The organism is Aquimarina algicola, from assembly GCF_006443095.1.
GTDB classification, from domain to species: Bacteria; Bacteroidota; Bacteroidia; order Flavobacteriales; family Flavobacteriaceae; genus Aquimarina; species Aquimarina algicola.
Window position 1 is genome coordinate 213631 of record NZ_VFWZ01000005.1, and the last position, 25440, is coordinate 239070.

Consider the following 25440-nt stretch of genomic DNA (forward strand, 5'->3'; position numbering starts at 1 on the left):
CTTTTTTTGTTTTTAAAATCTAAGAATTAATATTCAGGATTCTTAGTTTTAATTTCATTTCGTACCATTTTGCCGGATTCTGTAATTTGATTTTCTGACCAATCTCCTGTTCCGCTTGCGCCAGGTTCAAGAGCAGAAGCTGTTTCTTGTTTGTCAGCAATAGACCAGTTACACCAGGAAATTTTATTCTGATCTAAAAAATTCCACCAAACCAATGCTTCATCTTTGTCAAGAAAACCATTTCCGCTAGCTTCTGTAGTGCCATATTCTGTAACAAAAAGTGGAATATCTGCATCGAGTGCTCTTTGGGCTTTATCTCTAAGGAATTGTTTGTGCGTAGCTGCATAATAATGTAAGGTATAAGCAACATTTTTATCATTAATTTCATTTCCGATCACTTCATCTACATCTTGAGACCAAGTGCGTGTACCGCAAATAATTAGATTATCAGGATCATATTTTCTAATCTCTGCAATTACCTGTTCATGATAAGGTTTTAAAACACTGTTCCATGATGGAGCTTGTAAAGGTTCGTTATAAGGTTCGTAAATTATGTTGGGCTGGTCACCATATTTCTGAGCAACTTCAGCAAAAAATGCTTTAGCTTCTTCTAAATGGTCTTCTGCATGATGACTATGCCAATCTATAATAACATAAATACCTTCTTGTATTGCAGCATCGATAACAGTAAAAACTTTTTGTTTTTCGACTTCTCTATTAGATAAATATCCATCGGCATCTTCAACACCCATTGCAGCTCTTATGACATTACACTCCCAGTCTTTTTTTAACCAACTTACTGCTTCTTTGGTATAATATTGTCCCATCCATTGACTCCAGAACAAAGACATTCCTCTAAGTTGAACTGCTTCTTGATTTTTGTCTAAAATTTTATTTCCTGATACTTGTAACAGTCCATGTTTTTCGACTGCAGATGTAGCATTTTCAGATGTTTCTTCTCCATTTTCGTCATCACCGTCTTCATCAGCATTATCACTACTATTTTCTCCTTGTTCATCTGTTTCTGGTGTAGCAGCGTCAGATTCACAAGAAGTAGTTGTTATCATCGAAATGATCAAAAATAGTGCTATAATTTTTGTGATTTTTTCCATTTTTTTCTTTGTGAGTTATGTGTACGTATATCTCAGTAAACGGCCATTGCATCTTTTTAGTATAGGTGTAATCATAAACAATAAGTGCTTTTATAAAGAAGCATTTATAAGCTAAAGAGTTACAATTTTTTTGAAAAAAAATGATTATGAAGGGATGTCTTTCTTTTTAAGCGATCGAATAATAAAATAAATTCCCGCTGCTATAAAAGGTATGCTGAGCCATTGCCCTGTTGATAGTACTCCCAATGAATCTTCAAAGCCTCCTTGGCTCTTTTTAACAAACTCAACCAAGAATCTAACTGTCCACAAAAGAATTAAAAATACTCCAAAAATAAAGCCTTGATTATTGCGGCGATCTGTTTTCCAGTAAATAATCCATAAAATGATAGCTACAAAAATATATCCAAAAGCTTCATACAACTGTGCAGGATGTCTGTAAGGTACAGACTCTAATAAGGTGGAAAACTTTGGGTTGTCTACAACAGCAGTATAAGCATCATTTACATTTTTGATGCCTGTCTCTTTGACTACTTGATATTTACTAATCCCTTCACGGATAAACTTTACACCAAAAGCAGAATCACCTGACTCTTTCCCGATAATTTCAGAATTAAAGAAATTGCCTAAACGAACAAATATGCCTCCAAATGCTACAGGAACTACTATTCTGTCTAATATCCATAAAATATGTTTGTGTACTACTTTTTTAGAGTAATAATACATGGCTATGATAACCCCTATTGCGGCACCATGACTTGCCAATCCTTGAAAACCAATAAATTCAAACTCTGGCTTGAATTTAAAAGGAAGTATGATTTCTAAAAGATTATTTTTATAATAGTCCCAATCATAGAAAAATACATGTCCTAAACGAGCACCAACAAGTGTGGCAACAACAGCATATATAAATATAGAATCTAATTTTTCCATAGATATATTTTCTCGTATGTAAATTCTTTTCATTAAGTACCATCCTAGCGAAAATGCTACTACAAACATTAAACTGTAAAAACGAATAACGAAGAAGCCAAGATCTATGCCTTCTACCGGGTTCCATACAAGTTTTGAGAGTATCATAAATAAATTTTAAATTTTTAAAAAAGTAAATATAGGTATTTAAAAGAAACAACTTGTATTACAAAAACTTTAAGTATAAGACATTTTATTTTTCTTTTGGATCTGTATTTGAATCAGGTACCGGATCATAGCCGCTGCCTCCCCAAGGATGACAACTAAAAATTCTTTTGATTGATAAAATTCCTCCTTTTATAAGTCCATGTTTTTGTAATGCTTCAATAGTATAGTGAGAGCAAGTAGGTTGATACCTGCATGTAGCCGGTGTTAATGGTGATATCAGGTTTTGATATAATTTTACCAGAATAACAAAAGGGAATATCAGAATTTTTTTTATGCTTATTTTAGAAAACAAAATATTAGTTTAATGAAAATGTAGTTCCTTCTCTACCGTCTTTAAGTTGAATCCCTATCTCGAGGAGTTTGTCTCTAATTTTATCACTTGTAGCAAAATCTTTGTTTGCTCTTGCTTCCGCTCTAAGATTGATGAGTAATTCTATTGTGCCAGATAGTTTGTCACTTGCATCAGAAGATGTTTCGTTACTATTTACAAGACCAAGTACATCAAAAACAAAATCATGGATAGTTTGTTTTAAGATATCTAAATCACTTTCTGAAATTGAAGCTTTGTTTTCCTTAACAGTATTAATAAACTTAACAGCATCAAACAATTTGGCAATAAGGATAGGGCTATTAAAATCATCATTCATAGCTTGATAGCATTCCTTTCTCCATGCTGCTGCATCAAATCCTTTGCTGTCATTACTAGTCGGTAAATTTTCTAACGATTGTATAGCATCCATTAATCGATAATATCCTTTTTCTGAAGCTTCCAGCGCATCATTAGAAAAGTCTAAAATGCTTCTATAATGTGCTTGCATCATAAAAAACCGAACAATAGATGGTTCAAAAGCTTTATTTAGAATACTGTTGTTTCCTGAAAATAGTTCGTCTGGTGATATTGTGTTCCCTGTTGATTTAGACATTTTTTTACCGTTGAGAGTAAGCATATTAGCGTGCATCCAATAATTTACGGGTGTATGACCACATGCTGCTTCTCCTTGCGCAATTTCACATTCATGATGCGGAAACTTTAAATCCATTCCTCCACCATGTATATCAAATCTTTCGCCCAGATATTTTGTACTCATTACAGTACATTCTAAATGCCATCCCGGAAAGCCATCACTCCATGGAGCAGGCCATCGCATGATATGTTGTGGTTCTGCTTTTTTCCAAAGGGCAAAATCCTGAGGATTTTTTTTATCACTTTGTGCAGATAATTCTCGTGTGTTCGCAATCATATCTTCTAGATTGCGACCACTTAATTTACCATAATGGTTAGTTTCGTTGAATTTTTGAACATCAAAATATACAGATCCATTAGATTCGTAAGCAAAACCATTATCAATTATTGTTTTTATGATCTCTATCTGTTCAACAATATGCCCTGTAGCAGTTGGTTCTATACTTGGTGGTATAGCGTTGAATTTAGACATTACATTATGAAAATCAAGAGTGTACTTTTGCACGATCTCCATAGGTTCGAGTTGTTCTAATCGTGCTTTTTTCGCCACTTTATCTTCACCTTCATCAGCATCATTTTCCAAATGCCCGGCATCTGTTATGTTTCTTACATACCTAACTTTATAACCTAAATGTTTTAGATATCTGAAAACTAAATCAAATGAAATAAAAGTACGACAATTACCAAGATGTACATTGCTATAAACAGTGGGCCCACAAACATACATTCCTATATTACCTTCGGTAATTGGTGTAAATGTTTCTTTTTGTCCCGAAATAGAATTATATAGTTTTAATTCTTGAGTTTTGTACAAAGGATTGGCTGTCATTTTTTACGATGCTTATATGAAAATAATGGTTAATGATGTATTAAAAGGTAGTGTCTAATTTGATATAATCCAAAAATTCTCTTCTTACAGATTCTTCTTTGAATTTACCACCAAACTCACTGGTTACAGTACTGCTTTCGATATCTCTAATTCCTCTTGAGTTCACACATAAGTGTTTTGCATCGATCACGCAGGCAACATCCTTGGTTCCAAGAACTACTTGTAAATCTTGTACAATTTGCATTGTCATTCTTTCTTGTACCTGAGGTCGTTTTGCATAATAATCAACAATGCGATTCATTTTGGATAAACCAACGACTGTTCCATTAGAAATATAAGCAACGTGAGCTCTACCAACGATAGGAAGCAAGTGGTGCTCACAAGTAGAATATACAGTAATATTTTTTTCAACCAGCATCTCACCATATTTATAATGGTTTTCAAAGGTAGAAGCGTCTGGTTTTCTTTCTGGATGAAGACCAGAAAAGATTTCATTTACAAACATTTTGGCAACTCTTTGTGGAGTACCTTTTAAACTATCATCTGTAAGATCTAGTCCTAATGTTTCCATAATGTGCTTTACATCTTCTTTGATTAAAGCAATTTTTTCTTTGTCACTTAGCTTAAAAGCATCTTCTCTTAAAGGGGTAGTAGCACTTGTTGCTACATGATTATCGCCTATTGCTTCAATAGCCTTAAGGGCCTTATCAATTTTCACACTAATTTTTTTTAGATTTATTTTAAAATTCTGATACTAAGAGTAAAAGTATATCTTTGTCTCAATTCTTTATAAACCCTTACTTTCAGAAATATTTATATACATATCAAAATGTAAATGATATTACCCTCTATGATATGGGTTGCAAAGATACGATTTTGTTGTTTTAGTTGGTAAGTCCAATGTAAAACAATTATATATATTAGTTTTGTTAAAGAAGTTATGTATATTTAAATCCCAAATTGAACTATAACATACAAAAAACAAAGATTAAACGTTATAAGAAAATGTTGAAAGTTTTACCTCAAATTACTGTATTGATGCTCTTTTTGTGCTTTGGCAGTGCTCTAAAAGCTCAAGATTTTGATATTGCTTGTAGAACATCAAGACCTTTTTGTTCTGATGCTTCTCAAGAACTTACAATACCCAATACTATAGGAGATTTAGATGGTCTTGGTGAAGTAGGTTGTTTAAATACTACTCCTAATCCTACATGGTTTTTTATTCGTATTGACGAGCCTGGTGAGTTGGTTTTTGATATTCAGCAATGGGTTGATGGTAATGAAAATAGTACTTTGGATAGAGGAGAAAGACAATTGGATGTTGATTTTGTAGCGTGGGGTCCTTTTCCAACTTCTTTTGTAAGTTGTGATATACTGTCAAGAGGATGTGATAATAATGCCGATGGAGAAAATATAAGGCCTGCAGAATGTGTAAACAATGTTGACGATCCACTTTATTATATAGAAAATAGAGATAATACTAATATCGTTGATTGTAGTTATGCCAGAACTCCCGAAGATGATATTTTTACTGAAACATTTACAATTCCTGATGCAGAGTCTGGTGAGTATTATATTGTATTGATTACTAATTTTGCAAATGAGTCTGGAGTAATCCAATTAGTACAAACTAATTTAGATGAGACAAATGCCGGAACTACGGATTGTAGTATTCTAGAACCGGGAGTAGGGCAGGATGTAGCTGTGTGTGGTCCATCAGAATTTCCAGTAACGATAGAAGGGAGATTTCCTGATGCAATAGCATATCGTTGGGAAAGAGCTAATACCGGAACAACGAGTTTTACTCCTGTACCGGGACCAGAAGGAGATGTCCCTTTCTTAGAAGTAAATTCACCTGGTGTATATCAACTTATAGGGTATTCTGATCTTGCAAGAACTGTAGAAGTAGGCAGAGATGATTTGGTGGTCTTAGATGTTTCTAATGCTGTTGTTTCAGTTGGATATAGTATTGCAGAAGAATCATTTGCTGGGAGCTATACTATAACGGCAGAGGTTGAGGCTACTGATGAAGTTGCTGCAGCTAATTTTGAAAATTTTGAATATAGATTGGATCGAGATTTGGGGAATGGTTTTATTGAGTTTAGGCCTTTTCAATCTTCTCCTGTGTTTTCAGATGTGCCTCCGGGAGATTATTTTATCGTAGCGAGATATGCTAATTGTCCGGATAGTGAACAAAGATCCGATGTAATTATGATTTTGGGGTATCCAAAATATTTCACTCCTAATGGAGATGGTTTTCATGACACCTGGAGTTTAATCAATATTGAAGACCAGTCATCTGCCCAAATATACATATTTGATAGGTTTGGGAAACTTCTTAAACAACTTAGACCCGGAGGCCCCGGATGGGATGGTACTTATAATGGAAGGAATATGCCTTCTTCTGATTATTGGTTTAGAGTTGAATTTAATGAACCAAGAGATCCTAACAGAAGAAGAAGGGTGTTTGCCGGGAATTTCTCTTTGATTAGATAATAGAGATTTTATAATATAGCAACACAACGGATATTTTTTTATCCGTTGTGCTTAGATTTTAATATGCATCTTAGATTGATAAAGGAAAGTTGCTTAAAAGTTAATACTAAGTGTAAAAGTTAAGTTTTCTCTTTCTCTGTCGATTGCGGCAGCATTATCAAATCCTGAACCGGGAAAAAACTCTTCATTCAATTCTTGTTCTAAATAATCGTAAGCAACATCAAATCTAAATTTACCGAAGTTATATCCTGTTCCTAAAGAAAATCCTGTTTGCTCTCCTTGAATTCTATCATCGGTATAAGGGCTTTCTTGTAGACTGTATCCTCCTCTGATACTCCAATTTTCTATTTTCCATTCTGTACCTATTCTAAAGGTAGAAGCTTCTTGAAAGATTCGATCTATTTCTTGATTTGTAGCAGAGAAATCAATTCCTTCATCAGAACTGAATTTCATGGTTGTATAGTCTTTGTATGAATAGTCCATACTTATTAATCCGTATTGCCCAAATACAAAAGCTACACTACCCGTAAGTTTAGAAGGAGTTCTAAGTTGATACTCAGGAAATATATTGATAATATTAGGGTTCGCAATTGCTCTTCCTTCATTTCCTGTTGTTTCTAGTCTTTGTATTGTTTCTTCTTCAATATAATACCATGTTGGAGATTCATAAGAAGCACCAACCCTTATTGTTCTTGATATTTTGGCTATCGCACCTGCCTGAAGAGAAAAACCAGCTCCAATTGTAGACAGCTCATTTGAAAAGACAACATTATTTACAGTACTTCCATCATTATTGTTGTCTTCAAAAAAGTCTGTAATTCTATCATAATTGATAAAATGCGAATTTAAATTTACTCCCAAATAAAAATCCTGATTAATTTGTGCAGCTGCATTAAGAGTAAATTTTCCGTTTAGACCTCTAGTCTCATAAAAATATCTTTGATCAAAATTTCCCGGAGCTATATTAGAAATATAAGATGTGCCATTAGTATTGTCGGGATCACTAGCTTCTAAAATAAAAGTTTCATACCCCAAAAATGCCTGTTGAGCACCATAACCTTCATTTTCTCCTAAAAATCCATATAACTCACTCACAGATTCTCCTTGTCTTCTAGAAATTAAATTTAAAGGTATGCCTTGCGCTTCTTCTAAAAAGAAACTATCTATTGAATTAGAACTTCTTCCGGAAACAAAAAAATCATTTGCATTATCTGCGGTCTGATCGTATGCAATACCAAAAGAAAATCTATTGATCCCAGAGGATTCGCTATCAAAGTTATCATAAACTAATACTGTACCAATTTGATTTAAATTGACATTTCTTGTATCTGTATTAGTAAGTGTGCCAAAATAATTTGCATTATTTTCAATTTGCCCGGTAGATATTGTTACTGAACCATGTGAGGTTAAAAACAGAGCAGACCCAGCAGGGTTAATTTGTATGGCAGAAAGATCAGCTCCCAGTGCACCAAATGCTCCACTCATTCCTCTAAAACGAGCAGTACCAAGAATTTCTTGTTGAGAATAACGTAATGCGTCAGTAATGTCCTGTGCATTAAGTAAAGACATAGATAATATGCTTAGTGACATTAATAATGTTCTCATTTTACTTTTAAGTTTAATAATTAAGAAAGATGATGATATCTAATAGGCATCACGCCTAAAAAATAATCAATATACTTAAGGCTTAATTAATAAGTATTTTTAATTTTTTCTAAGAAAATAAAAGAAGTTTCTATCCTCTTCCTCGACTTCGGCTACTTCCACCACGACTATAGCTTCTACTGCCTCCAGAAGATCTTGAACCGCTACTGCGATATGATCCACTGCTTCTTCCTCTGGAGTATCCCGAACTTCTACTTCTTGATCCAGAGGAGTATGATCTACCTCTACTAGACGAGCTATTTGAAGGAGAATATGATCTACTTCGTGAAGAAGAGCTTGACCTTGCAGTAGGAGAAGATCCTGAACTTCTACTTACTGACGATCTTGAACGTGAACTATTGTAGTTGTTATTACTATAACTAGATGATCTGCTTCTACTTCTAGAGTCTGCAGAAATTCTTCGTTGGTTGGTATAACTACTTCTGCTTCTTGCTCTGTATGCATTACTGCTTCTTCCGCTATAAGCTGATCTTCTTGATCTGTAATTAGAGTTGTTATAATAGGCTCTGTTTCTTGTAGAATATCTACCTTCTCTGTTATAAGCATATCCATAACCTCTTCCATATCTGTGATAAGGGCGATTCCATCCAAAGCGATTGCCGTAGAATCCTCCCCATCCCCATCCGGCATTCCAACCTAATCCCCATCCAGGACCATAAAAACCATTCCATCCCCATCCGGCAGCATTCCATCCAGGACCCCATCCAATACGCCATGCTCCGGGACCATACCATCCATTCCATCCAGCATTCCAGCCAAATCCCCATCCGGCATTCCAACCTAATCCCCATCCGGGACCCCAATTGTTCCATCCCCAACCATTGTCATAAACATTTATATTGACCTCGGTAGGGTTGCTGCCCCATGAAGGTTGTCCTTCAGAGTAGTTTAATGCAACTGCAGTAGTATCTGAACCGCTGTAGTTATCATTAGAATATGACTCAACATCTGTAAAGATTGCTTCTTGTTCTACAGCATTGTCTATCTGTGCAGATTTTTCAGAAAAATAACTTGAATAGTAATTCGTTTTCTTTTTCTTTTCTTGTCTAGGTGGAGCCTCAACATTTCTTCTAGTTCTTACCTCACCATAAACACCATCATTATAAGGAACATAATCATAAGAGCCACAAGAAGTCAAGATAAGCAGGGTGGCGAGAAATAAGAGTCCGATACTCCCATTTTTCTGAAAATAATTTTTAAGTCGCATATCTTCTCATTTTATTGTTGAACATTACAAATTTAGTTAGTTTTGCGCTAAATAAATTTTATTTAACAAAGCCACAACATTTGTGCCAAATAATAGCATATGAGCAAAAAATTAACTAAAAGAAGTGAAGATTACTCGAAATGGTATAATGAGTTAGTAGTTAAAGCCGACTTAGCAGAGAATTCTGCAGTAAGAGGATGTATGGTTATTAAACCCTATGGGTATGCAATTTGGGAAAAAATGCAGGCTGAATTAGATAAAAAATTTAAACAAACTGGTCATCAAAATGCGTATTTTCCTCTTTTTGTACCTAAAAGTCTTTTTGAAGCTGAGGAAAAAAATGCAGAAGGGTTTGCAAAAGAGTGTGCAGTAGTTACTCATTATCGATTAAAAACAGATCCAAATGATGATGCTAAACTTATTGTAGATCCAAATGCAAAATTAGAAGAAGAGCTTATTGTAAGGCCAACTTCTGAGGCTATAATTTGGAATACGTATAAAGGGTGGATTCAATCTTATAGAGATTTGCCAATCCTTGTAAATCAGTGGGCAAATGTTGTCCGTTGGGAGATGCGAACACGTTTGTTTCTTCGTACAGCAGAATTTTTATGGCAAGAAGGTCATACCGCTCATGAAACAAGAAATGAAGCGCTGGCAGAAACAGAACAGATGAATAATGTATATGCCGATTTTGTAGAGAATTTTATGGCAATTCCGGTTATCAAAGGTAGAAAAACAGAAAGTGAACGTTTTGCAGGAGCCGAAGATACATACTGTATAGAGGCCCTTATGCAAGATGGTAAAGCTTTGCAAGCGGGAACTTCTCATTTTCTTGGACAAAACTTTGCAAAAGCGTTTGATGTAAAATTTACTTCTAAAGAAGGTAAATTAGATCATGTTTGGGCTACATCCTGGGGGGTGTCTACAAGATTAATGGGAGCTTTGATTATGACTCATAGTGATGATAATGGGTTAGTACTTCCTCCAAATCTAGCACCAATACAAGTTGTTATTGTACCTATTTATAAAGGAGAAGAACAATTAACACAAATCTCTGAGGTAGCGAACGATTTGGTGGCGAAATTTTTAGACAGAGGAATTTCTGTAAAATTTGATAATAGAGATACACATAGACCAGGAGCAAAATTTGCTCAATATGAGTTACAGGGTGTTCCTCTTAGGATTGCTATTGGGCCAAAAGATCTTGAAAAAGGCACTGTTGAATTGGCGCGTAGAGATACGTTAACTAAACAATTTGTAGAAAAAGATACTGTTGTAGATACTGTTGCTGTTTTGTTAAAAGAAATACAAAAGGATTTACATCAAAAAGCAACCCAGTTTAGAGATGAACATATTACAGAAGTAAATACTTTTGAAGAGTTTAAAGAGGTTTTAGAAGATAAAGGAGGATTTATTGCTGCACATTGGGATGGTTCTATAGAAACAGAGCAAAAAATAAAAGAACTTACCAAAGCAACAATACGCTGTATACCTTTTGATATAAAACCAGAAGATGGGGTTTGTGTATATAGTGGTAAACCTTCAAAAACCAGAGTTTTATTTGCGAAAGCGTATTAAGATTCAAAAAAAATACAATAAGTCTTGCAGCATTAAAAAATAGTTGTATTTTTGCATCCGCAATTAAGAAATGATGGCCCGTTCGTCTATCGGCTAGGACGCCAGGTTTTCATCCTGGTAAGAGGGGTTCGATTCCCCTACGGGCTACTACAATTTAGATTGTTTATTTGAATTGAATAGTATAAATTAGCAGTCTGGATCAAATTTTTAATGGCCCGTTCGTCTATCGGCTAGGACGCCAGGTTTTCATCCTGGTAAGAGGGGTTCGATTCCCCTACGGGCTACAAATCTTTAGAATAAGAAACGTATTAATAGAAGAGAGAGATGGCAAATCATAAGTCAGCATTAAAAAGAATCAGAAGTAGTGAGACAAAGCGTCTTAGAAACAGATATCAGCATAAAACTACGCGTAATGCTATAAAGAAATTACGTGAAGCTGATAAGAAAGAAGCAGAAACTTTGTTACCTACAGTAGTTTCTATGCTTGATAAATTAGCTAAGCGAAATATTATTCACAAGAATAAAGCAGCTAATTTAAAATCTAAATTGACTAAACACGTAGCTGCACTTGCTTAAATAGCAGTTACCCTATAGATATAAGAAGCTTTCCGGTTTAGGAAAGCTTTTTTTATTAGTAATACTTATATCTTTTTTTACTCTTTTTTGTTTTTGGCTTCTATCCATCTGGCCATAAACTCTGTACTTCTGAGGGTGTGAAACTGCAACATTTTACCTATAAAGTTTGTGTTGCGATGTTTTTTAAGATTGCTACTAATTTTTTGGATATGCTGGAATAGTTTGTCAGAAAATTGTTTTTTCTGAAATTTTGCGTTTATAATTCTAATACCGTTTTGTTGGGACTGTAACCATAAATTTTTATTATTGTATAGCTTTATGGCTGCTTTTGCAAAGCGTATCGGATTGTCTACTATAAATCCATTCCAATCAATATCATCATGTATCATTCCTTCTGCTCCAATGCTAGTAGTAATACTTGGGGTTCCGCAAAGCATGGACTCTGCTAATTTGCCTTTTATGCCTGCGCCAAACCGCAAAGGAGCGATACAAATTTTAGCTTGTGATAATACAGTTTTTGAATTTTGTGCCCAACCTTTGATATGAAATCCTAGACTAGAATTTTGGAGTTGTGTAGCTTTTGGGGGAGGGTAGGCACCATAGATATGTAATTCTATTTCTTTTGAAATTTCTTCTTTGATAAGAGGCCAGATTGTTTTTTTTAAGTACAAAATACTATCCCAATTAGGTTCGTGTCTGAAGTTTCCAATTGTGATAAAGTGTTTTCTTTGTTCAAATGGTAGCCATTGTTTTTTTATTTCTTCTGTAATAGGATCTAAGAGGAAAGGGATATAAAATAGAAGTTGAGAAGGTATGTTGAATGTGTTTGTTAATATTTCAAGTTCAAAATCTGATATAATTAGGGATAAATCACATCTATAGATGCTTGCAATTTCTCTTTTGGTATGGTCATTATCTAAAAGTTGTTCTAGAGTAAATTCCTTATCATTTTTAAGAGCCTGATGCCTCGTTTTTCTTAAACAATGAAGATCTTCTGTATTAAGTATTTTTATGGTATTAGGGCAATGTTGTGTTACTCTCCAGCCAAATTGTTCTTCTATTATAAATCGATCAAATAGCACAACTTCTGGATTTTCTTCTTTGATAAAGATGTCAAAACTAGAGTCGTTAACTTTTATATTAACAGTAGAAATTCCTAATTTTTCTAAATCGGTCATGTGCTGGGTTTCTAGTGCAGGACTAGCAAATGTAATTTTCCAGTTTTGATCCAGAAATAAGTTTATAAGTTGTAACATTCTGCTTCCTGCTGCAGAAGAATTGGGTTCTGGCCAAACAAAACCTATGATAAGTATATGATTCATTACTACAAAAATCTTAAATTATTTTTGTTTGGTTATGTAATGTGAGTGATTTTATTGTTTTGTGTAATTCTTTAATTGTATTATCTGTATTTCTAGAGGTTATTTGGAAATAGATTTTTTTATTCCTATAACTGAAGAAATTTGGAATCGTTTATTATAAAGTAATAAGGTGATGTTTGTGGAGAATGAAGTTACTACTAAAATATTACCTCTAATTAGTAAAAAAAAAGCCTCAGTAAAAAACCGAGGCAAAATCTATATAAGTTTAGAATACTCTTTTTTATAATTTAGCAAAAAATGCATTCATTTTTTCTTTTTCTTCTTGAGCAAGTTCTTGATCTACTAAAATTCTACCACTATGTTCATCTGTAATAATCTTTTTTCGAGATGCTATTTCCATCTGTACTTGTGGTGGTATTGTAAAGAAAGAACCTCCTGAAGCACCGCGTTCAATTGGTACTACTGCTAATCCGTTTTTTACATTATTACGAATTCTTTTGTATGCTTTTACGAGACGTTCTTCAATTTCTTTTTGGAAATCTTCTGATTTTGCAATAAGAGATTGCTCTTCTTTTTCTGTTTCAGCTAGTATAGCGTCTAATTCACCTTTTTTATGATTTAAATGCTCATTTCGCTCTGATAATTTGCCTTTTGTCTGATCAATGATCTCGTTTTTTTGAACGATTTGAGCTTTAAATTCTTTAATGTGCTTTTCTGCTAATTGTATTTCTAGTTCTTGAAATTCAATTTCTTTACTTAAAGAATTGTATTCTCTATTGTTACGAACATTTTTTTGTTGTTCTGTATACTTTTTGATAAGCGTCTTGGCTTCTTCGATTAGATTTTTTTTGTTTTTGATACCTTCGTCTATACTTTCTAGATCGGTATTTAATTTTTCTAATCTTTTATTTAATCCAGCTACTTCATCTTCTAGATCTTCAACCTCTAAAGGTAATTCTCCGCGTACGTTTCTGATCTCATCAACTCTTGAGTCTATTAATTGCAAATCATATAATGCTCTTAATTTCTGCTCGACAGTAACTTCTTTCTTTGCCATTTCTATATATATTGAATAGGATTAGTGTTTTTATCCGATAAAATGATTGCAAAATTACTGATTTTTTTTCTAAGATAGCTAACAATTAGGTTTTTTGTGTATTGTTCGCTTTCATAATGTCCAATATCGGCCAAAATAATTCTGCCTTCTGCTTCATAAAATTGATGATATTTTAAGTCTGATGTAATAAAAATATCTGCGCCGGCTTTTTGAGCGTTGCGTATAGCAAAACTACCGCTACCCCCAAGAACTGCTACTTTTTTTATTGGTTTATCTAACATAGCAGAGTGTTTAACGCATCCGGTTTTAAATACTTTTTTGATATGATGCAAAAATTCTAAAGGTGCTATAGCATTTGGTAAATCACCTATCATACCCATCCCTATATTTTGATTTTTATTTTCTAAAGTTGTGATTTCATAAGCTATTTCTTCATAAGAATGGTTTGCAAAAAGAGCATTCATGATTTTTCTCTCATTGTGTTTTGGAAAAGTGACTTGAATCTGAGTTTCTTTTTCAGCATGTGTTTTACCAATCTCTCCGATGGATGGATTTGCTTTTTCTGATGCTCTAAAGGTTCCAATTCCTTCAGAAGAAAAACTACAGTTGTCATAATTGCCAATAGTACCGGCGCCAGCTTCAAAAAGAGCATTCTTGAGGTTGTTTGCCTCTTGTACGGGAGCAAAAGTGATTAGTTTTTTTATAGTTGAACTTTGTGGGATAAGTATTTTACGATTAAGTAGTCCTAACTGTTCACACATCATATCGTTTACTCCATATAAAGCGTTGTCTAAAGCAGTATGTATTGCATATATAGCAATATCGTTTTTGATAGCTTTCATTACTACTCTTTCTACATAATTGGATCCGTTAAACTTTTTTATGCCTTTGAATACGATGGGATGAAAACTAACAATGAGATTGCAATCTTTTTCGATAGCTTCGTCTACAACACTTTCTAATGTGTCTAGGGTTACCAAAATACCCTTTAATTCAGTATTTGGTTGTCCAACTAACAATCCTACGTTGTCAAAATCTTCTGCATATGTTGTTGGAGCCATATTTTCAAGATGTTCTATAACTTCTTTTATTTGCATCAATAAATATTTTAAAGAAAAATTGAATAAAAACTTTCTATAATTTTCAAAGTTACGTTTTATACTTTTGTGATATGAATTTATTCAGAAAAATACTATTTCCAATTGTACCTATTTACTACTTGATAACATGGTTTAGAAATGTATTGTACGATATAGGTTTTAAAAAATCTCAAGAGTATAATTTTCCTATTATAGCCGTTGGTAATCTAAGTGTTGGAGGAACGGGTAAATCTCCCATGATAGAGTATTTGATTATGTTGTTGAAAGAAAAACTATTATTGGCAACGCTGAGTAGGGGGTATAAGAGAGAAACCAAAGGTTTTCAGATTGTAAACAGAAATGCTACCGCAAAAGAAATAGGAGATGAACCTTTACAATTTAAAAAAAAGTTTGAAGATATTGTTGTGGCTGTAGACGCAGACAGGCGTAATGGTATTGCAAATCTAAGAGCTTTAGAGCAAAAACCTGAACTTATCCTATTAGATGATGCCTATCAGCATCGTAAAGTAAAAGCCGGGCTTTATATTTTACTTACTGCATATTATGATCTTTATAGTGATGATATCATGTTGCCTACGGGAAACTTAAGAGAGCCGATAAGAGGAGCAAAGCGAGCAAAAATAGTTGTGGTTACAAAATGCCCAGAAGATTTATCAAATGAAGAAAAACAAAAGATTGAACGAAAACTGAATTTAGAATCGGATCAAACATTATATTTTTCATCAATTGCTTATAGTAGCTATGTATCAAACACTGTGGATACAAAATCGATAGAAAGTTTACAGAATGTATCTTTTACTTTGGTTACAGGAATAGCTAATCCCAAGCCATTACTGGATCATTACCAAAGTTTAGGATTAAAATTTGATCACTTGAACTATAAAGACCACCATAATTTTACAGCTAAGGAAATTGAAGAGTTGAATCAAAAAACAATTATTATAACTACAGAGAAGGATTATGTTAGATTAGTAAGTTCTAAGGTTTCAAAAGATAAGTTGTGGTATCAACCAATAGAAACAAATATTCTTGAAAACAAGAGCAAATTTGATGAACAAATTCTAGAATACATCGCTAGTTATTAGCGATTTTAACTGTTAATTATGTCTTGATATTATGTTGTTTGCTTTTTTGTAAGTGCTTTATGTAGCTTGCTAAAAAACTCTTCTGTTTTATATGGTTTTGGTATAATATCATTAAAACCATTATCATAGAACTCATCGAGGTTGTTATCCAAAGTAACAGCTGTAAGTGCAATCACAGGAATTTCAGTATTAAATTCTCTGATTTGTTTAGTAGCTTCTATACCACTGATTCCAGGCATATGTATATCCATTAAGATCAAATCATAGGTATTGTCTTTTACTTTTTGTACAGCGATATCACCGTTGTCTGCTACATCACAAATGATTTTATTCTTTTCAAGAATTTTTCTCGTAATAAGTTGATTTATTTTATTGTCTTCTACAACTAATATCCTTTTATTAGCCATAGCGTTGTAATTTATCTTTTTTGCTTCTTCAAAATAGTCAGTACTATTATCTTCAAAAATTTCAAATTTTAAATCAAATAAAAATTTAGATCCTTTTCCAAGTTCACTTTCGAGTTTTATTTCACTGTTCATTAAAGCCAATAGGTTTTTTACAATTGAGAGTCCAAGACCTGTACCTCCAAATTTTCTATTAATTTGAACTGATCCTTGTGTGAAATTTTCAAAAATGCTTTGTTGTTTTTTCTGAGATATTCCTACTCCGCTATCCTCAATTTCAAAACTTAAGAAAACTTTATTTTCAATACGATTTATAAGGTTAACTCTAATCCATATATCTCCATTTTGAGTAAACTTTATAGAGTTTCCGATTAGGTTTATCAAAATCTGAGATACTTTTAAAGGATCTCCCTTTAATTTAGATGGTATAGATTCATCAAAGTTGTAATGTAGTTGGTTGTTTCTATCTTTTGCAGATTTTGATAATGCTATAAGAACATCATTGATACGCTTTTTTAAATTAAAAGATACGCTTTCTAATTCTACTTTATTGGCTTCGAGTTTATTTAGGTCTAAAATATTATTGATCAGTGAAAGCAGATATTCTCCAGAAAATTTTAGAGAATTAAGATGTTCTTTTTGGTTAGGGGTTGGGCTTTCTTCTAATAACAAATGAGTTAATCCGGTAACAGCGTATAAAGGTGTTCTAAGTTCGTGAGTTATAGTTGATAAAAATTGCACTTTTGCTTCGCTTGCTCTTTCTGCATTTTCTTTTGCAAGTAAAAGTTCTGTGTTTTTATTTTGAAGTAATTCGTTAGCTCTAGCTCTTAAATTGTTGTTTTTATAAAGAGATAACGTTAATAAAGAAAGGATTGTGATTAGCGCTATACTTAGTATAGTTGTTAATCTTCCTAATTTCAAAGATTTTTGTTGTTGTATGTTTTCTTCGGTAAGTTCTTCAATTAGCACATTGCTTTCATCAAGGTTCAGTTTTGCACTGGCTTCTTGTACGATAATTTCTTTATTTGTATTGAAAAGAGAATCTTTGATTTTTTCGTGCGCTCTTAAACTTTTTAATGAGGATAAATAATCTTCCTTTTTTTCATAAATTCTACTATACAATTCATAACACTCAGATCTAATTTCTGCATAATCGAACTCTTCACCAATTTGCATAGCTAAATCATTGGTGACTATTGCTTCATTAATTTTATTAAGTAGTAATAACGCATTTGCTTTATTGGTGTATAATTTTGCTTTGGAATAAGATTGATCAAAAGAGTCTATTATTGGTAAACTACTATTAAAATGTTTTATCGCTAATTCAGGGTTGTTTTTTGCTAAAGCTAAAAGCCCCATGTCTAATTTTATTGTCCCTTCTTGATCTTTTCGTTCATATTTTTCTGTTAGGGCAAGTGCTTCTTTCAAAGTTTCTTCGGCAGCAGTATATTCTTTTAGTTCTGTTAATATAGATCCATAAATAGTCAATGAATAAGCAAGTTCTACTTTGTCTTCATGCTCTTTCTGAAATTCTATAGCATCTAATATCTGTTCTTTTGCTTTGTTAATGTCCCCAAGCTCCTGATGCAGTTTTGCAAGTACCATATTGGTTTTAGCAATATAAAATCTATCACTATTTTGTAAAGCAAGCTCTTTTGCATGAACAATACTTGATAGTGCTTGTTCTAATCTTGCCTGGTCTATTGCTTGCGAAGCTTTGGTTAGATATTTATTTATAGAATCATTTATTTTGTAGTTTGCATTAAGTTCTATTTTTTGCGAATAGCCAAAGCAACAACAAATAATTAATAATATTGGTAGTATCTTTTTTAATGGGGTCGGCATTTTCCTTTTGAAATATCTTGTCTAATATAGTTATTTCTTATAAATGTTAATAATTAAATCAATGATTCTATTACTATACCCTATCTCATTGTCATACCAACCAATGATTTTTACCATTTTACCGATTACAGATGTCATAAGTGAGTCAAATACACATGAATGAGGATTGCCAATAATATCAATTGATACAATAGGGTCTTCTGTATATGATAAAATACCTTTTAGGTATGTTTCTGAGGCTTTTTTGAATTGGTTATTGATTTCTTCTATTGATGTTTCTTTTTTTACATTAAATGTAATATCTGTTAGCGAACCATTTGGGACAGGAACCCGAATACCACACCCTCCAATAACATTGCTCAAGTCAGGAAAAACTCTAGTCAATGCTTTTGCTGCTCCGGTAGTAGTTGGAACTATAGATTGACCAGCCGCTCTTGCTCTTCTTAAATCTTTGTGAGGTTGATCGTGTAAACTTTGATCTGTTGTATAACTATGTACAGTTGTTATGTAGGCTTGTTCAATACCACAAAACTCATTAATAACTTTGATCATAGGAGCAGCATTATTAGTCGTACAAGAAGCATTTGATATTATTTTCTCTGTACCATCAATACTACTTTCATTTACTCCTAAAACAATAGTTTTTATTTCGTCGTCTATTGGAGGAGCAGATAGAATAACTTTTTTTGCACCTGCTGTTAAATGTTTTTGTGCCCCTTGCTTTGTTTTAAATTTACCAGTAGCTTCGACAACGATATCTACATTATAATTATCCCAATTACAGTGCTCAGGGTTTTTTATATTAAGAAGCGGTATTTGTTTTTCTTGAACAATGATATGATTCTCATCGTATGTTACTTTATATGGTAGAACACCATGAATACTATCATATTTTAATAAATGACTAAGTGTTTTTGAGTCTGCAAGATCATTTATGACTACAACTTCTATATCGTTACGGTGAACTAATAGCCTAAAGAGATTTCGACCAATCCTACCAAAACCATTGATAGCAATTTTTATAGGTTTATTCATTAAAAATTTTCCTTCTTTTTGTAAATCAAAAATTAAGTTAAGTGTTTTTGAGCTTTATAAGAAGATCTTACTAATGCACCGCTTTCAACATGTCTGAATCCCATTTCTAAACCAATTTGTTCATATTTTTTGAACTGATCAGGAGTAATGAATTGTTTTACAGGTAAATGTTTTTTGGTTGGCTGTAGGTATTGTCCAATAGTCACTATATCTAGATTTACAGCTCTCAAATCTTCTAAGGTTTGTATAACTTCTTCTTCTTTTTCACCAAGACCAAGCATTATTCCACTTTTGGTTCTATTGATACCTTGATCTTTAAGATATTTTAAAACTTGTAGGCTCTGCTCATATTTTGCTTGGATTCTTACTTCTCTAGTCAATCGTTTTACGGTTTCCATATTATGAGAAACAACTTCTGGTCCTACTTTTACGATTCGGTCTATATTTTTAGTTTTACCTTGGAAATCAGGAATTAATGTTTCTAAAGTAGTGCTTGGATTCATTCTGCGAATAGCTTGAATTGTCTCAGCCCATATAATAGAACCTCCGTCAAAAAGATCATCTCTATCTACAGATGTGATTACCGCATGTTTTATATTCATGATTTTTATAGAGCGTGCTACTTTTTCAGGCTCTTCCCAATCAACCGTTTCTGGTCTACCGGTTTTTACTCCACAAAATCCACATGATCGGGTACATATATTTCCTAATATCATGAAAGTAGCTGTTCCTTCGCTCCAACATTCACCCATATTTGGACAGCTCCCAGAGGTACAAATTGTATGTAGGTTATATTTATCTACTAATCCTCTAAGTTCTGTATATTTTTTCCCTGTTGGTAATTTTACTCGTAACCATTTTGGTTTTCCCTTTGGGGGCGCTACTGTAGCAACTTCATTATTCATACAAGCAATGTTTTTTACAAAAATACAAAGAAAGCTTATAATTTACTGCTAGGATTTTATGAAAATTACAAAGTATACATATGATCATATGTATTGAATGATGAAGGAGAATAGGGAGGTATTATCCTTGAAAACGTGATTTTATATACTAAAATTACATCTTTGGAATTATAGGAAAACCTTAATAGATTAAAGTCTTAACATCAGGTTAAAATTGCGTTAACATAAAATTTTTTTTCATTTTGATAGTTATCATGACTAAAAAAGAAAACATTATTGTCATGCCTGAAGAGTTAGTAAGCTTGAAAAAACAAAAGAATAATAGGAAAAGAGTAGAGAAGTGGTTGATTAAAAATCAAAGATATATCAATATAACTGCAATAGAAAAAGAAATTTCTGCTCCCAAAGGGCTGGTTCAAAAGTTTGTTAAATATGATAAAAAGATAAATGATAAGTGGATCGATCCCTTATATGGTGTTATAAAGAGATTTACTACTTTTACTCTTAGATAATTTTTATAATGAGCTTTTGTTTTCGCTATTATTTGTGATAATCTCAAGTAATAGTTTTCTCGCTCTTAATAGTTTTACCTTAACATTATTGATAGGCTCGTTAAGATATTCTGCGATTTCTTTATAGCTTAATTCTTGAAAATACCTTAAATTAATTACTTTCTGATAATTCGGTTTTAACTGCTTAATATATGATAGCAATCTTGCCAGATTTTGTTCTGTAATTAATTTGTCTTCTGGAGTGGGATTATCATCTATGATTTTATAAACAGCGTCGTCAACTTGAGTAGTTGTTTGTGATTGTATCGAAGATTTTTTCTTACGTAGTAAATCAATATGTATATTTTTAGAAATCTGTGTTAGCCATGTTTTAAAATTGTACTCTTCTTTAAAGGTGTCAATTTTATCAAATGCTTTAGAAAAGCTTTGAATGGTAATATCCTCTGCTTCATATTCATCATTAGTCCTTTTTAGTTGAAAATTATAGATATCGTTCCAAAAAGTATCTAGTAAGAAGTTAAAAGATATTTGTTTGCCTTCTTTGGCTCCTTTAATATGATTTTGTATTGAAATTACGTTTTTACTCTCTTTCAAAGATTTGGTTTTGGCTAATAATAGTGAGATTTTTATTTGTTCTCATTACAAGTAGAATATTGATCAGGAGTTTTTCCACATAAAGAACAAGATTCTCCCTCTTTGTTTAAGAAAGGACTTTGGCTTGCACAAGTACCGGCAAACTTACCATCTTTTTTTGCCCATAGTTTGATAGCAATACCTGCAAAGGCGAGTAAGAGTAGTCCAACTGTTAGTAATAAAATTCCCATGTATTCCGAGTTAAAAATATATATTGATATTAAAAATAATTTTTACAAAGATACAAAGAAAGTAATGCTTTGTAGAGAATAAGATAATTTTTAGTATAAAATTATAGTTGTTAGTTTATATAATATTAACTTCTGTTTCTAGATTGATATTGAATCTGTTTTTGATCTCTGTTTTTATTTTCTCGGATACTTCTCGTATTTCTTTTCCTGTTGCATTATCATAATTTACAAGAACTAAAGCTTGTTTTTTATGCACACCAGCATCTCCCCATCTTTTCCCTTTAAAACCGCAAGTCTCTACCAGCCATCCTGCCGGAACTTTGATATAGTTTTCGTCAATTTTGTAAAAAGGGATATCATGATATTCTTTTTGAAGTTTTTCAAAATGTTCTTTTTTGATGATAGGGTTTTTAAAAAAACTTCCACTATTGCCAATTTCTTTTGGATCCGGAAGTTTACTTTTTCGGATTTCAATTACCGCATTTGCAATATCTTTAATTGTAGGAGTTGTCGTGATATTATTTTTTTTAAGAGCATCTTTAATTGCTCCATAATCTGTGCGTAATGCATGATTATTCGTAGTTAACTTAAAAGTTACTTTGGTAATTATATATTCTCCTTTAGCTTCATTTTTGAATATTGAGTCTCTATATCCAAAATTACAATCTTTGTTATCAAAAATTTTGTGCTCTTTGGTAGCTATCTGTATAGCTTCGCAACGTATCATACTGTCTTTTAATTCTACTCCATATGCTCCAATATTTTGGATAGGAGCACTACCTACATAGCCAGGAATTAGAGATAAGTTTTCTAAACCTCCAAAGTCATGGTCAATACAAAATTGAACAAAATCATGCCAGTTTTCTCCAGCGTTTGCTGATAGTATCACATGGTTTTTAGTTGTTTCTATAATTTCAATTCCTTTTATTGCAATATGGATTACCAGAGCGTCAACGTTTTTGGTGAGTAACATATTACTACCACCACTCAAAACAAATATTTCTTTTTCTTTATTTTGATGTAAAACTTCTTTGAGTTGATCTTGTGATGTAACTTCAACAAACTCACGAGCAGTCACATGAATACCAAATGTATTATAGTTTTGTAAGGATTTATGATGTTCAATTTTCATTGATTGTTGTATTTTTTGAGAGCAAATTTTATAATTTCAGCAGATTTTTTCAAATCCTTTGTATTGAGAACATATGCGATTCTCACTTGATTTTTACCTTGGTCAGGACTAGAATAGAAACCAGAAGCAGGAGCTAACATTACTGTTTGATTATTTAAGTCAAATTTATCGAGCATCCATTGTGCAAAGTGATCAGCATCCTTTACAGGTAACTCTGCTATGCAATAAAAAGCACCTTTTGGAGTAGCAACTTTTACTCCTTCAATTTTGTTAAGTTCTGTAATAAGAGTATCTCTTCGTTCTTTATACTTTTTGACAGTTTCTTTATAATAAGATTCTGGAGCTTCTAAGGCAGCTTCACTAGCAATTTGGGCTATTGTAGGAGGGCTCAATCTTGCTTGAGCAAATTTCATAGCTGTTTCGATTACACTTTTATTTTTACTAACCAAGCATCCTATTCTTGCGCCGCACATACTATATCTTTTAGAAACAGAATCTACGATAATTGCATGATCATCTAGTGTTCTCTCTTGTAATATTGAATAATGTTGAGAGTCATCATAAACAAATTCTCTGTAAACTTCATCAGAGATAAGAAACAAGTCATATTTTTTTGCAAGTGCGGCTAGTTGTTTTATTTCTTCTTTACTGTACAAGTATCCTGTAGGGTTACCTGGATTACAAATTAAAATGGCCTTAGTTTTCTCAGAAATAAGTTTTTCAAATTCGCTTATTTTGGGAAGAGCGAATCCATCTTCTAGTTTAGATATAACTGGAATTACTTTTATATTTGATTGTGTAGAAAAACTATAATAATTGGCGTAAAATGGTTCTGGTACAATAATTTCGTCACCTGGATCTGTGATACTACCCATTGTAAAAATTAAGGCTTCACTACCACCTGTGGTTACTAAAATATCATCCGAAGAAATGGTGATGTCATGTTTTGCGTAATAGCCAGCAAGTTTTTTTCTAAAACTCTCAAAGCCTGCAGAATGGCTATAAGCAAGAACTTCTATATTGTTATTTCTAATAGCATGCAAAGCTTCAATAGGTGTTTTTATGTCAGGTTGACCTATATTTAAATGAAAAATATGCTTACCTTCTTTCACAGCTTTTTCCGCAAAAGGTGCCAATTTTCTAATTGGTGACTCTGGCATTGCCTTGCCTTTATGAGATACTACAGGCATTTTATTTGACTTTTAGAATAAAATAGCGGTAAATTTCTTAAATATTTTAAGAAATAGATGTATAATTACTGTGATTTTTCAACTATTTCTTTATATTTATTATAATGAAAGTTTTACTATCAAATTTTTATTGTATTTCTAAAAATAGGTTATTAATAGTATTCCTGCTTTTTAGTTGTGTTGTTGTTGCACAACAAAGCTTCCAGCTTCCAAAAGGAAAAAAAAGTGATAAAATTCGATTTCAACTTGCTAATAATCTTATTGTTATTCCCGTTACAATTAACGGTATAGAGTTGTCTTTTATTTTAGATACCGGTGTAGGATCTACAATTATTTTTAGTGTTGATAATAAAGAATCATTAGAACTAAAAAATGCTTCAAAAATTCGTTTGAAAGGCCTTGGGAATAACGAACCGGTAGAAGCTATTAGATCCATAAACAATGAGGTTAGGATTGGGAGGTCGACAAGTTTTAATCATAAAGTATATCTTATACTCGATGAGTCTGTGAATTTTTCACCACGTATGGGGTTTCCTATACATGGGATTATAGGTTACGATTTTTTTAAAGACTTCATTTTAGAAATAAATTATGCTCAAAAAGTGATTCGAGTAAATGACCCTGATCAGTATGTTTACAAAAAATGCAAGAATTGTTATCAAACGAAAATAGGGTTTAGAAATCAGAGAAAAAGGCCTTTTCTAAAAGCAAAATATAAATCAGGCGAAAAACTTATAGATATTAACTTACTATTGGATTCTGGATCAGGATCTTCTTTATGGTTATTTGAAAATAAAAATAAAGGAATTGTTGTAACAAAAGGTTCTTTTAGAGATTTTTTGGGTAAAGGCTTCAATGGAGATATTTATGGACAAAAAACAAAAATTGAAGAGTTGCATATTGGAGATTTTAAGCTTAAGGAGGTTACAACTTCATTTCCTGATTCGGTATATATACAAGGGATATCTTCAGAAAAACGTCAAGGTTCTTTAGGTGGTAATGTGTTACGTAGGTTTAATTTGATTGTTGATTATCCTAATGAAAGAATTTCTTTTAAAAAGAATGGCTTTTTTAGTAAACCATTTCATTATAATATGAGTGGATTAACAATTCAACATACTGGATTTACAGCAGTAACTGACTATAGTGAAAAAGATAGGGTGTATCTTGGAATTAATAAGAAAATAAGCAAAAAAACTCTTGAGTTGTCTAATTTGTTTGTATTAAGACCTAATTACGAAATTTCTGATGTAAGGCCTAATTCTCCAGCAGATTTGGCAGGTCTCAAAAAAGGGGATGTTATCTTAGAAATTAATGGAAAAAAAGGATATGAGTATAAGCTTTCTGATCTAAATGAATTGTTTTATTATGAAGAAGGCAAAAAAATAAAAATGAAAATAAGACGATTGGGGATAGAGATTAGATATCAGTTTATCCTTAAAAAAGTTATTTAACAAAAAAAGGT

General features: G+C 32.5%; 23 protein-coding genes and 2 tRNA genes. 8 read left to right on the forward strand and 17 right to left on the reverse strand.

Features of this window, described 5'->3' with window-relative positions:
* Window positions 1–26: 26 nt before the first annotated feature.
* The 5 genes from FHK87_RS16590 to folE form a co-directional block, all read right to left on the reverse strand.
* The gene (locus tag FHK87_RS16590; RefSeq protein WP_140594884.1) at window positions 27–1112 is read right to left on the reverse strand and encodes a glycoside hydrolase family 5 protein; all 1086 of its coding nucleotides are present in this window, start codon (window positions 1110–1112) and stop codon (window positions 27–29) included.
* 144 nt (window positions 1113–1256) lie between these two features.
* The gene (gene lgt, locus FHK87_RS16595; RefSeq protein ID WP_140594885.1) at window positions 1257–2189 is read right to left on the reverse strand and encodes a prolipoprotein diacylglyceryl transferase; all 933 of its coding nucleotides are present in this window, start codon (window positions 2187–2189) and stop codon (window positions 1257–1259) included.
* Window positions 2190–2274: 85 nt separating this feature from the next.
* Complete coding sequence (yidD, locus tag FHK87_RS16600; protein WP_226294294.1) at window positions 2275–2541, reverse strand: membrane protein insertion efficiency factor YidD; 267 nt, start codon at window positions 2539–2541, stop codon at window positions 2275–2277.
* Window positions 2542–2545: 4 nt separating this feature from the next.
* Window positions 2546–4042, reverse strand: coding sequence for a cysteine--tRNA ligase (cysS, locus tag FHK87_RS16605; RefSeq protein WP_140594886.1), 1497 nt, complete (start codon window positions 4040–4042; stop codon window positions 2546–2548).
* Window positions 4043–4082: 40 nt separating this feature from the next.
* Entirely contained in the window at window positions 4083–4760 is a 678-nt protein-coding gene (gene folE, locus FHK87_RS16610; RefSeq protein WP_140594887.1) for a GTP cyclohydrolase I FolE, read from the reverse strand.
* Window positions 4761–5047: 287 nt separating this feature from the next.
* Here folE and FHK87_RS16615 point away from each other — a divergent pair, with 287 nt between their 5' ends.
* On the forward strand, window positions 5048–6538 hold the full coding sequence (locus tag FHK87_RS16615) for a T9SS type B sorting domain-containing protein (RefSeq protein WP_140594888.1): 1491 nt from the start codon (window positions 5048–5050) through the stop codon (window positions 6536–6538).
* A 93-nt stretch (window positions 6539–6631) separates the two neighbouring features.
* Here FHK87_RS16615 and FHK87_RS16620 read toward each other — a convergent pair whose 3' ends face one another.
* Together FHK87_RS16620 and FHK87_RS16625 are read right to left on the reverse strand one after the other, a co-directional pair.
* Window positions 6632–8143: an OmpP1/FadL family transporter gene (locus tag FHK87_RS16620; protein WP_140594889.1), complete on the reverse strand. Its 1512-nt coding sequence runs from the start codon at window positions 8141–8143 to the stop codon at window positions 6632–6634.
* Window positions 8144–8273: 130 nt separating this feature from the next.
* Window positions 8274–9410, reverse strand: a complete 1137-nt coding sequence (locus FHK87_RS16625; protein WP_140594890.1) for a hypothetical protein — start codon at window positions 9408–9410, stop codon at window positions 8274–8276.
* A gap of 99 nt (window positions 9411–9509) precedes the next feature.
* Here FHK87_RS16625 and proS point away from each other — a divergent pair, with 99 nt between their 5' ends.
* The 4 genes from proS (at window position 9510) to rpsT (ending at window position 11564) form a co-directional block, all read left to right on the forward strand.
* Window positions 9510–10988 (forward strand): proline--tRNA ligase, encoded by a 1479-nt coding sequence (gene proS / locus FHK87_RS16630; RefSeq protein ID WP_140594891.1) that lies wholly within the window; start codon window positions 9510–9512, stop codon window positions 10986–10988.
* A gap of 75 nt (window positions 10989–11063) precedes the next feature.
* A tRNA-Glu gene (locus FHK87_RS16635) sits at window positions 11064–11135 on the forward strand.
* A 65-nt stretch (window positions 11136–11200) separates the two neighbouring features.
* A tRNA-Glu gene (locus FHK87_RS16640) sits at window positions 11201–11272 on the forward strand.
* A gap of 40 nt (window positions 11273–11312) precedes the next feature.
* Window positions 11313–11564 (forward strand): 30S ribosomal protein S20, encoded by a 252-nt coding sequence (gene rpsT, locus FHK87_RS16645; RefSeq protein ID WP_140594892.1) that lies wholly within the window; start codon window positions 11313–11315, stop codon window positions 11562–11564.
* A 77-nt stretch (window positions 11565–11641) separates the two neighbouring features.
* Here the strand turns inward: rpsT and FHK87_RS16650 are convergent, their stop codons facing one another.
* The 3 genes from FHK87_RS16650 to FHK87_RS16660 all read right to left on the reverse strand — a co-directional run bounded on the left by FHK87_RS16650 (window position 11642) and on the right by FHK87_RS16660 (window position 15040).
* Window positions 11642–12886, reverse strand: coding sequence for a glycosyltransferase family 4 protein (locus FHK87_RS16650; protein ID WP_140594893.1), 1245 nt, complete (start codon window positions 12884–12886; stop codon window positions 11642–11644).
* A 280-nt stretch (window positions 12887–13166) separates the two neighbouring features.
* Window positions 13167–13943, reverse strand: a complete 777-nt coding sequence (locus tag FHK87_RS16655; RefSeq protein WP_140594894.1) for a zinc ribbon domain-containing protein — start codon at window positions 13941–13943, stop codon at window positions 13167–13169.
* 2 nt (window positions 13944–13945) lie between these two features.
* Window positions 13946–15040, reverse strand: a complete 1095-nt coding sequence (locus FHK87_RS16660) for a Nif3-like dinuclear metal center hexameric protein (RefSeq protein WP_140594895.1) — start codon at window positions 15038–15040, stop codon at window positions 13946–13948.
* A 74-nt stretch (window positions 15041–15114) separates the two neighbouring features.
* Here FHK87_RS16660 and lpxK point away from each other — a divergent pair, with 74 nt between their 5' ends.
* Window positions 15115–16128 carry a tetraacyldisaccharide 4'-kinase gene (lpxK, locus tag FHK87_RS16665; RefSeq protein ID WP_140594896.1) on the forward strand — a complete coding sequence of 338 codons (1014 nt, stop codon included), beginning with the start codon at window positions 15115–15117 and terminating at the stop codon, window positions 16126–16128.
* A gap of 29 nt (window positions 16129–16157) precedes the next feature.
* On the opposite strand, the gene FHK87_RS16670 is transcribed toward lpxK, so the two are convergent.
* Genes FHK87_RS16670 through lipA form a run of 3 tightly spaced genes read right to left on the reverse strand, consistent with a single transcriptional unit; the run spans window position 16158 to window position 20317 of the window.
* A complete protein-coding gene (locus tag FHK87_RS16670) occupies window positions 16158–18377 on the reverse strand; it encodes a tetratricopeptide repeat-containing hybrid sensor histidine kinase/response regulator (RefSeq protein ID WP_140594897.1) in 2220 nt (739 codons plus the stop codon).
* Window positions 18378–18407: 30 nt separating this feature from the next.
* The gene (gene gap, locus FHK87_RS16675; protein WP_140594898.1) at window positions 18408–19412 is read right to left on the reverse strand and encodes a type I glyceraldehyde-3-phosphate dehydrogenase; all 1005 of its coding nucleotides are present in this window, start codon (window positions 19410–19412) and stop codon (window positions 18408–18410) included.
* A gap of 32 nt (window positions 19413–19444) precedes the next feature.
* Window positions 19445–20317: a lipoyl synthase gene (gene lipA / locus FHK87_RS16680; protein WP_140594899.1), complete on the reverse strand. Its 873-nt coding sequence runs from the start codon at window positions 20315–20317 to the stop codon at window positions 19445–19447.
* Window positions 20318–20571: 254 nt separating this feature from the next.
* On the opposite strand from lipA, the gene FHK87_RS16685 reads away from it, so the two are divergent.
* On the forward strand, window positions 20572–20829 hold the full coding sequence (locus tag FHK87_RS16685) for a hypothetical protein (protein ID WP_140594900.1): 258 nt from the start codon (window positions 20572–20574) through the stop codon (window positions 20827–20829).
* A 3-nt stretch (window positions 20830–20832) separates the two neighbouring features.
* Here FHK87_RS16685 and FHK87_RS16690 read toward each other — a convergent pair whose 3' ends face one another.
* The 4 genes from FHK87_RS16690 to FHK87_RS16705 all read right to left on the reverse strand — a co-directional run bounded on the left by FHK87_RS16690 (window position 20833) and on the right by FHK87_RS16705 (window position 23975).
* The gene (locus FHK87_RS16690) at window positions 20833–21423 is read right to left on the reverse strand and encodes an RNA polymerase sigma factor (RefSeq protein ID WP_226294295.1); all 591 of its coding nucleotides are present in this window, start codon (window positions 21421–21423) and stop codon (window positions 20833–20835) included.
* Window positions 21424–21455: 32 nt separating this feature from the next.
* Window positions 21456–21653 carry a membrane or secreted protein gene (locus FHK87_RS16695; protein WP_140594902.1) on the reverse strand — a complete coding sequence of 66 codons (198 nt, stop codon included), beginning with the start codon at window positions 21651–21653 and terminating at the stop codon, window positions 21456–21458.
* A 115-nt stretch (window positions 21654–21768) separates the two neighbouring features.
* Window positions 21769–22785 (reverse strand): UDP-N-acetylmuramate dehydrogenase, encoded by a 1017-nt coding sequence (gene murB / locus FHK87_RS16700; RefSeq protein ID WP_140594903.1) that lies wholly within the window; start codon window positions 22783–22785, stop codon window positions 21769–21771.
* Window positions 22782–23975, reverse strand: coding sequence for a pyridoxal phosphate-dependent aminotransferase (locus FHK87_RS16705; protein ID WP_140594904.1), 1194 nt, complete (start codon window positions 23973–23975; stop codon window positions 22782–22784). The genes murB and FHK87_RS16705 overlap by 4 nt, the downstream gene beginning before the upstream one ends.
* Before the next feature lie 104 nt (window positions 23976–24079).
* Between FHK87_RS16705 and FHK87_RS16710 the strand changes: the two genes are divergently transcribed.
* Complete coding sequence (locus FHK87_RS16710; RefSeq protein ID WP_140594905.1) at window positions 24080–25429, forward strand: aspartyl protease family protein; 1350 nt, start codon at window positions 24080–24082, stop codon at window positions 25427–25429.
* Window positions 25430–25440 lie beyond the last annotated feature (11 nt).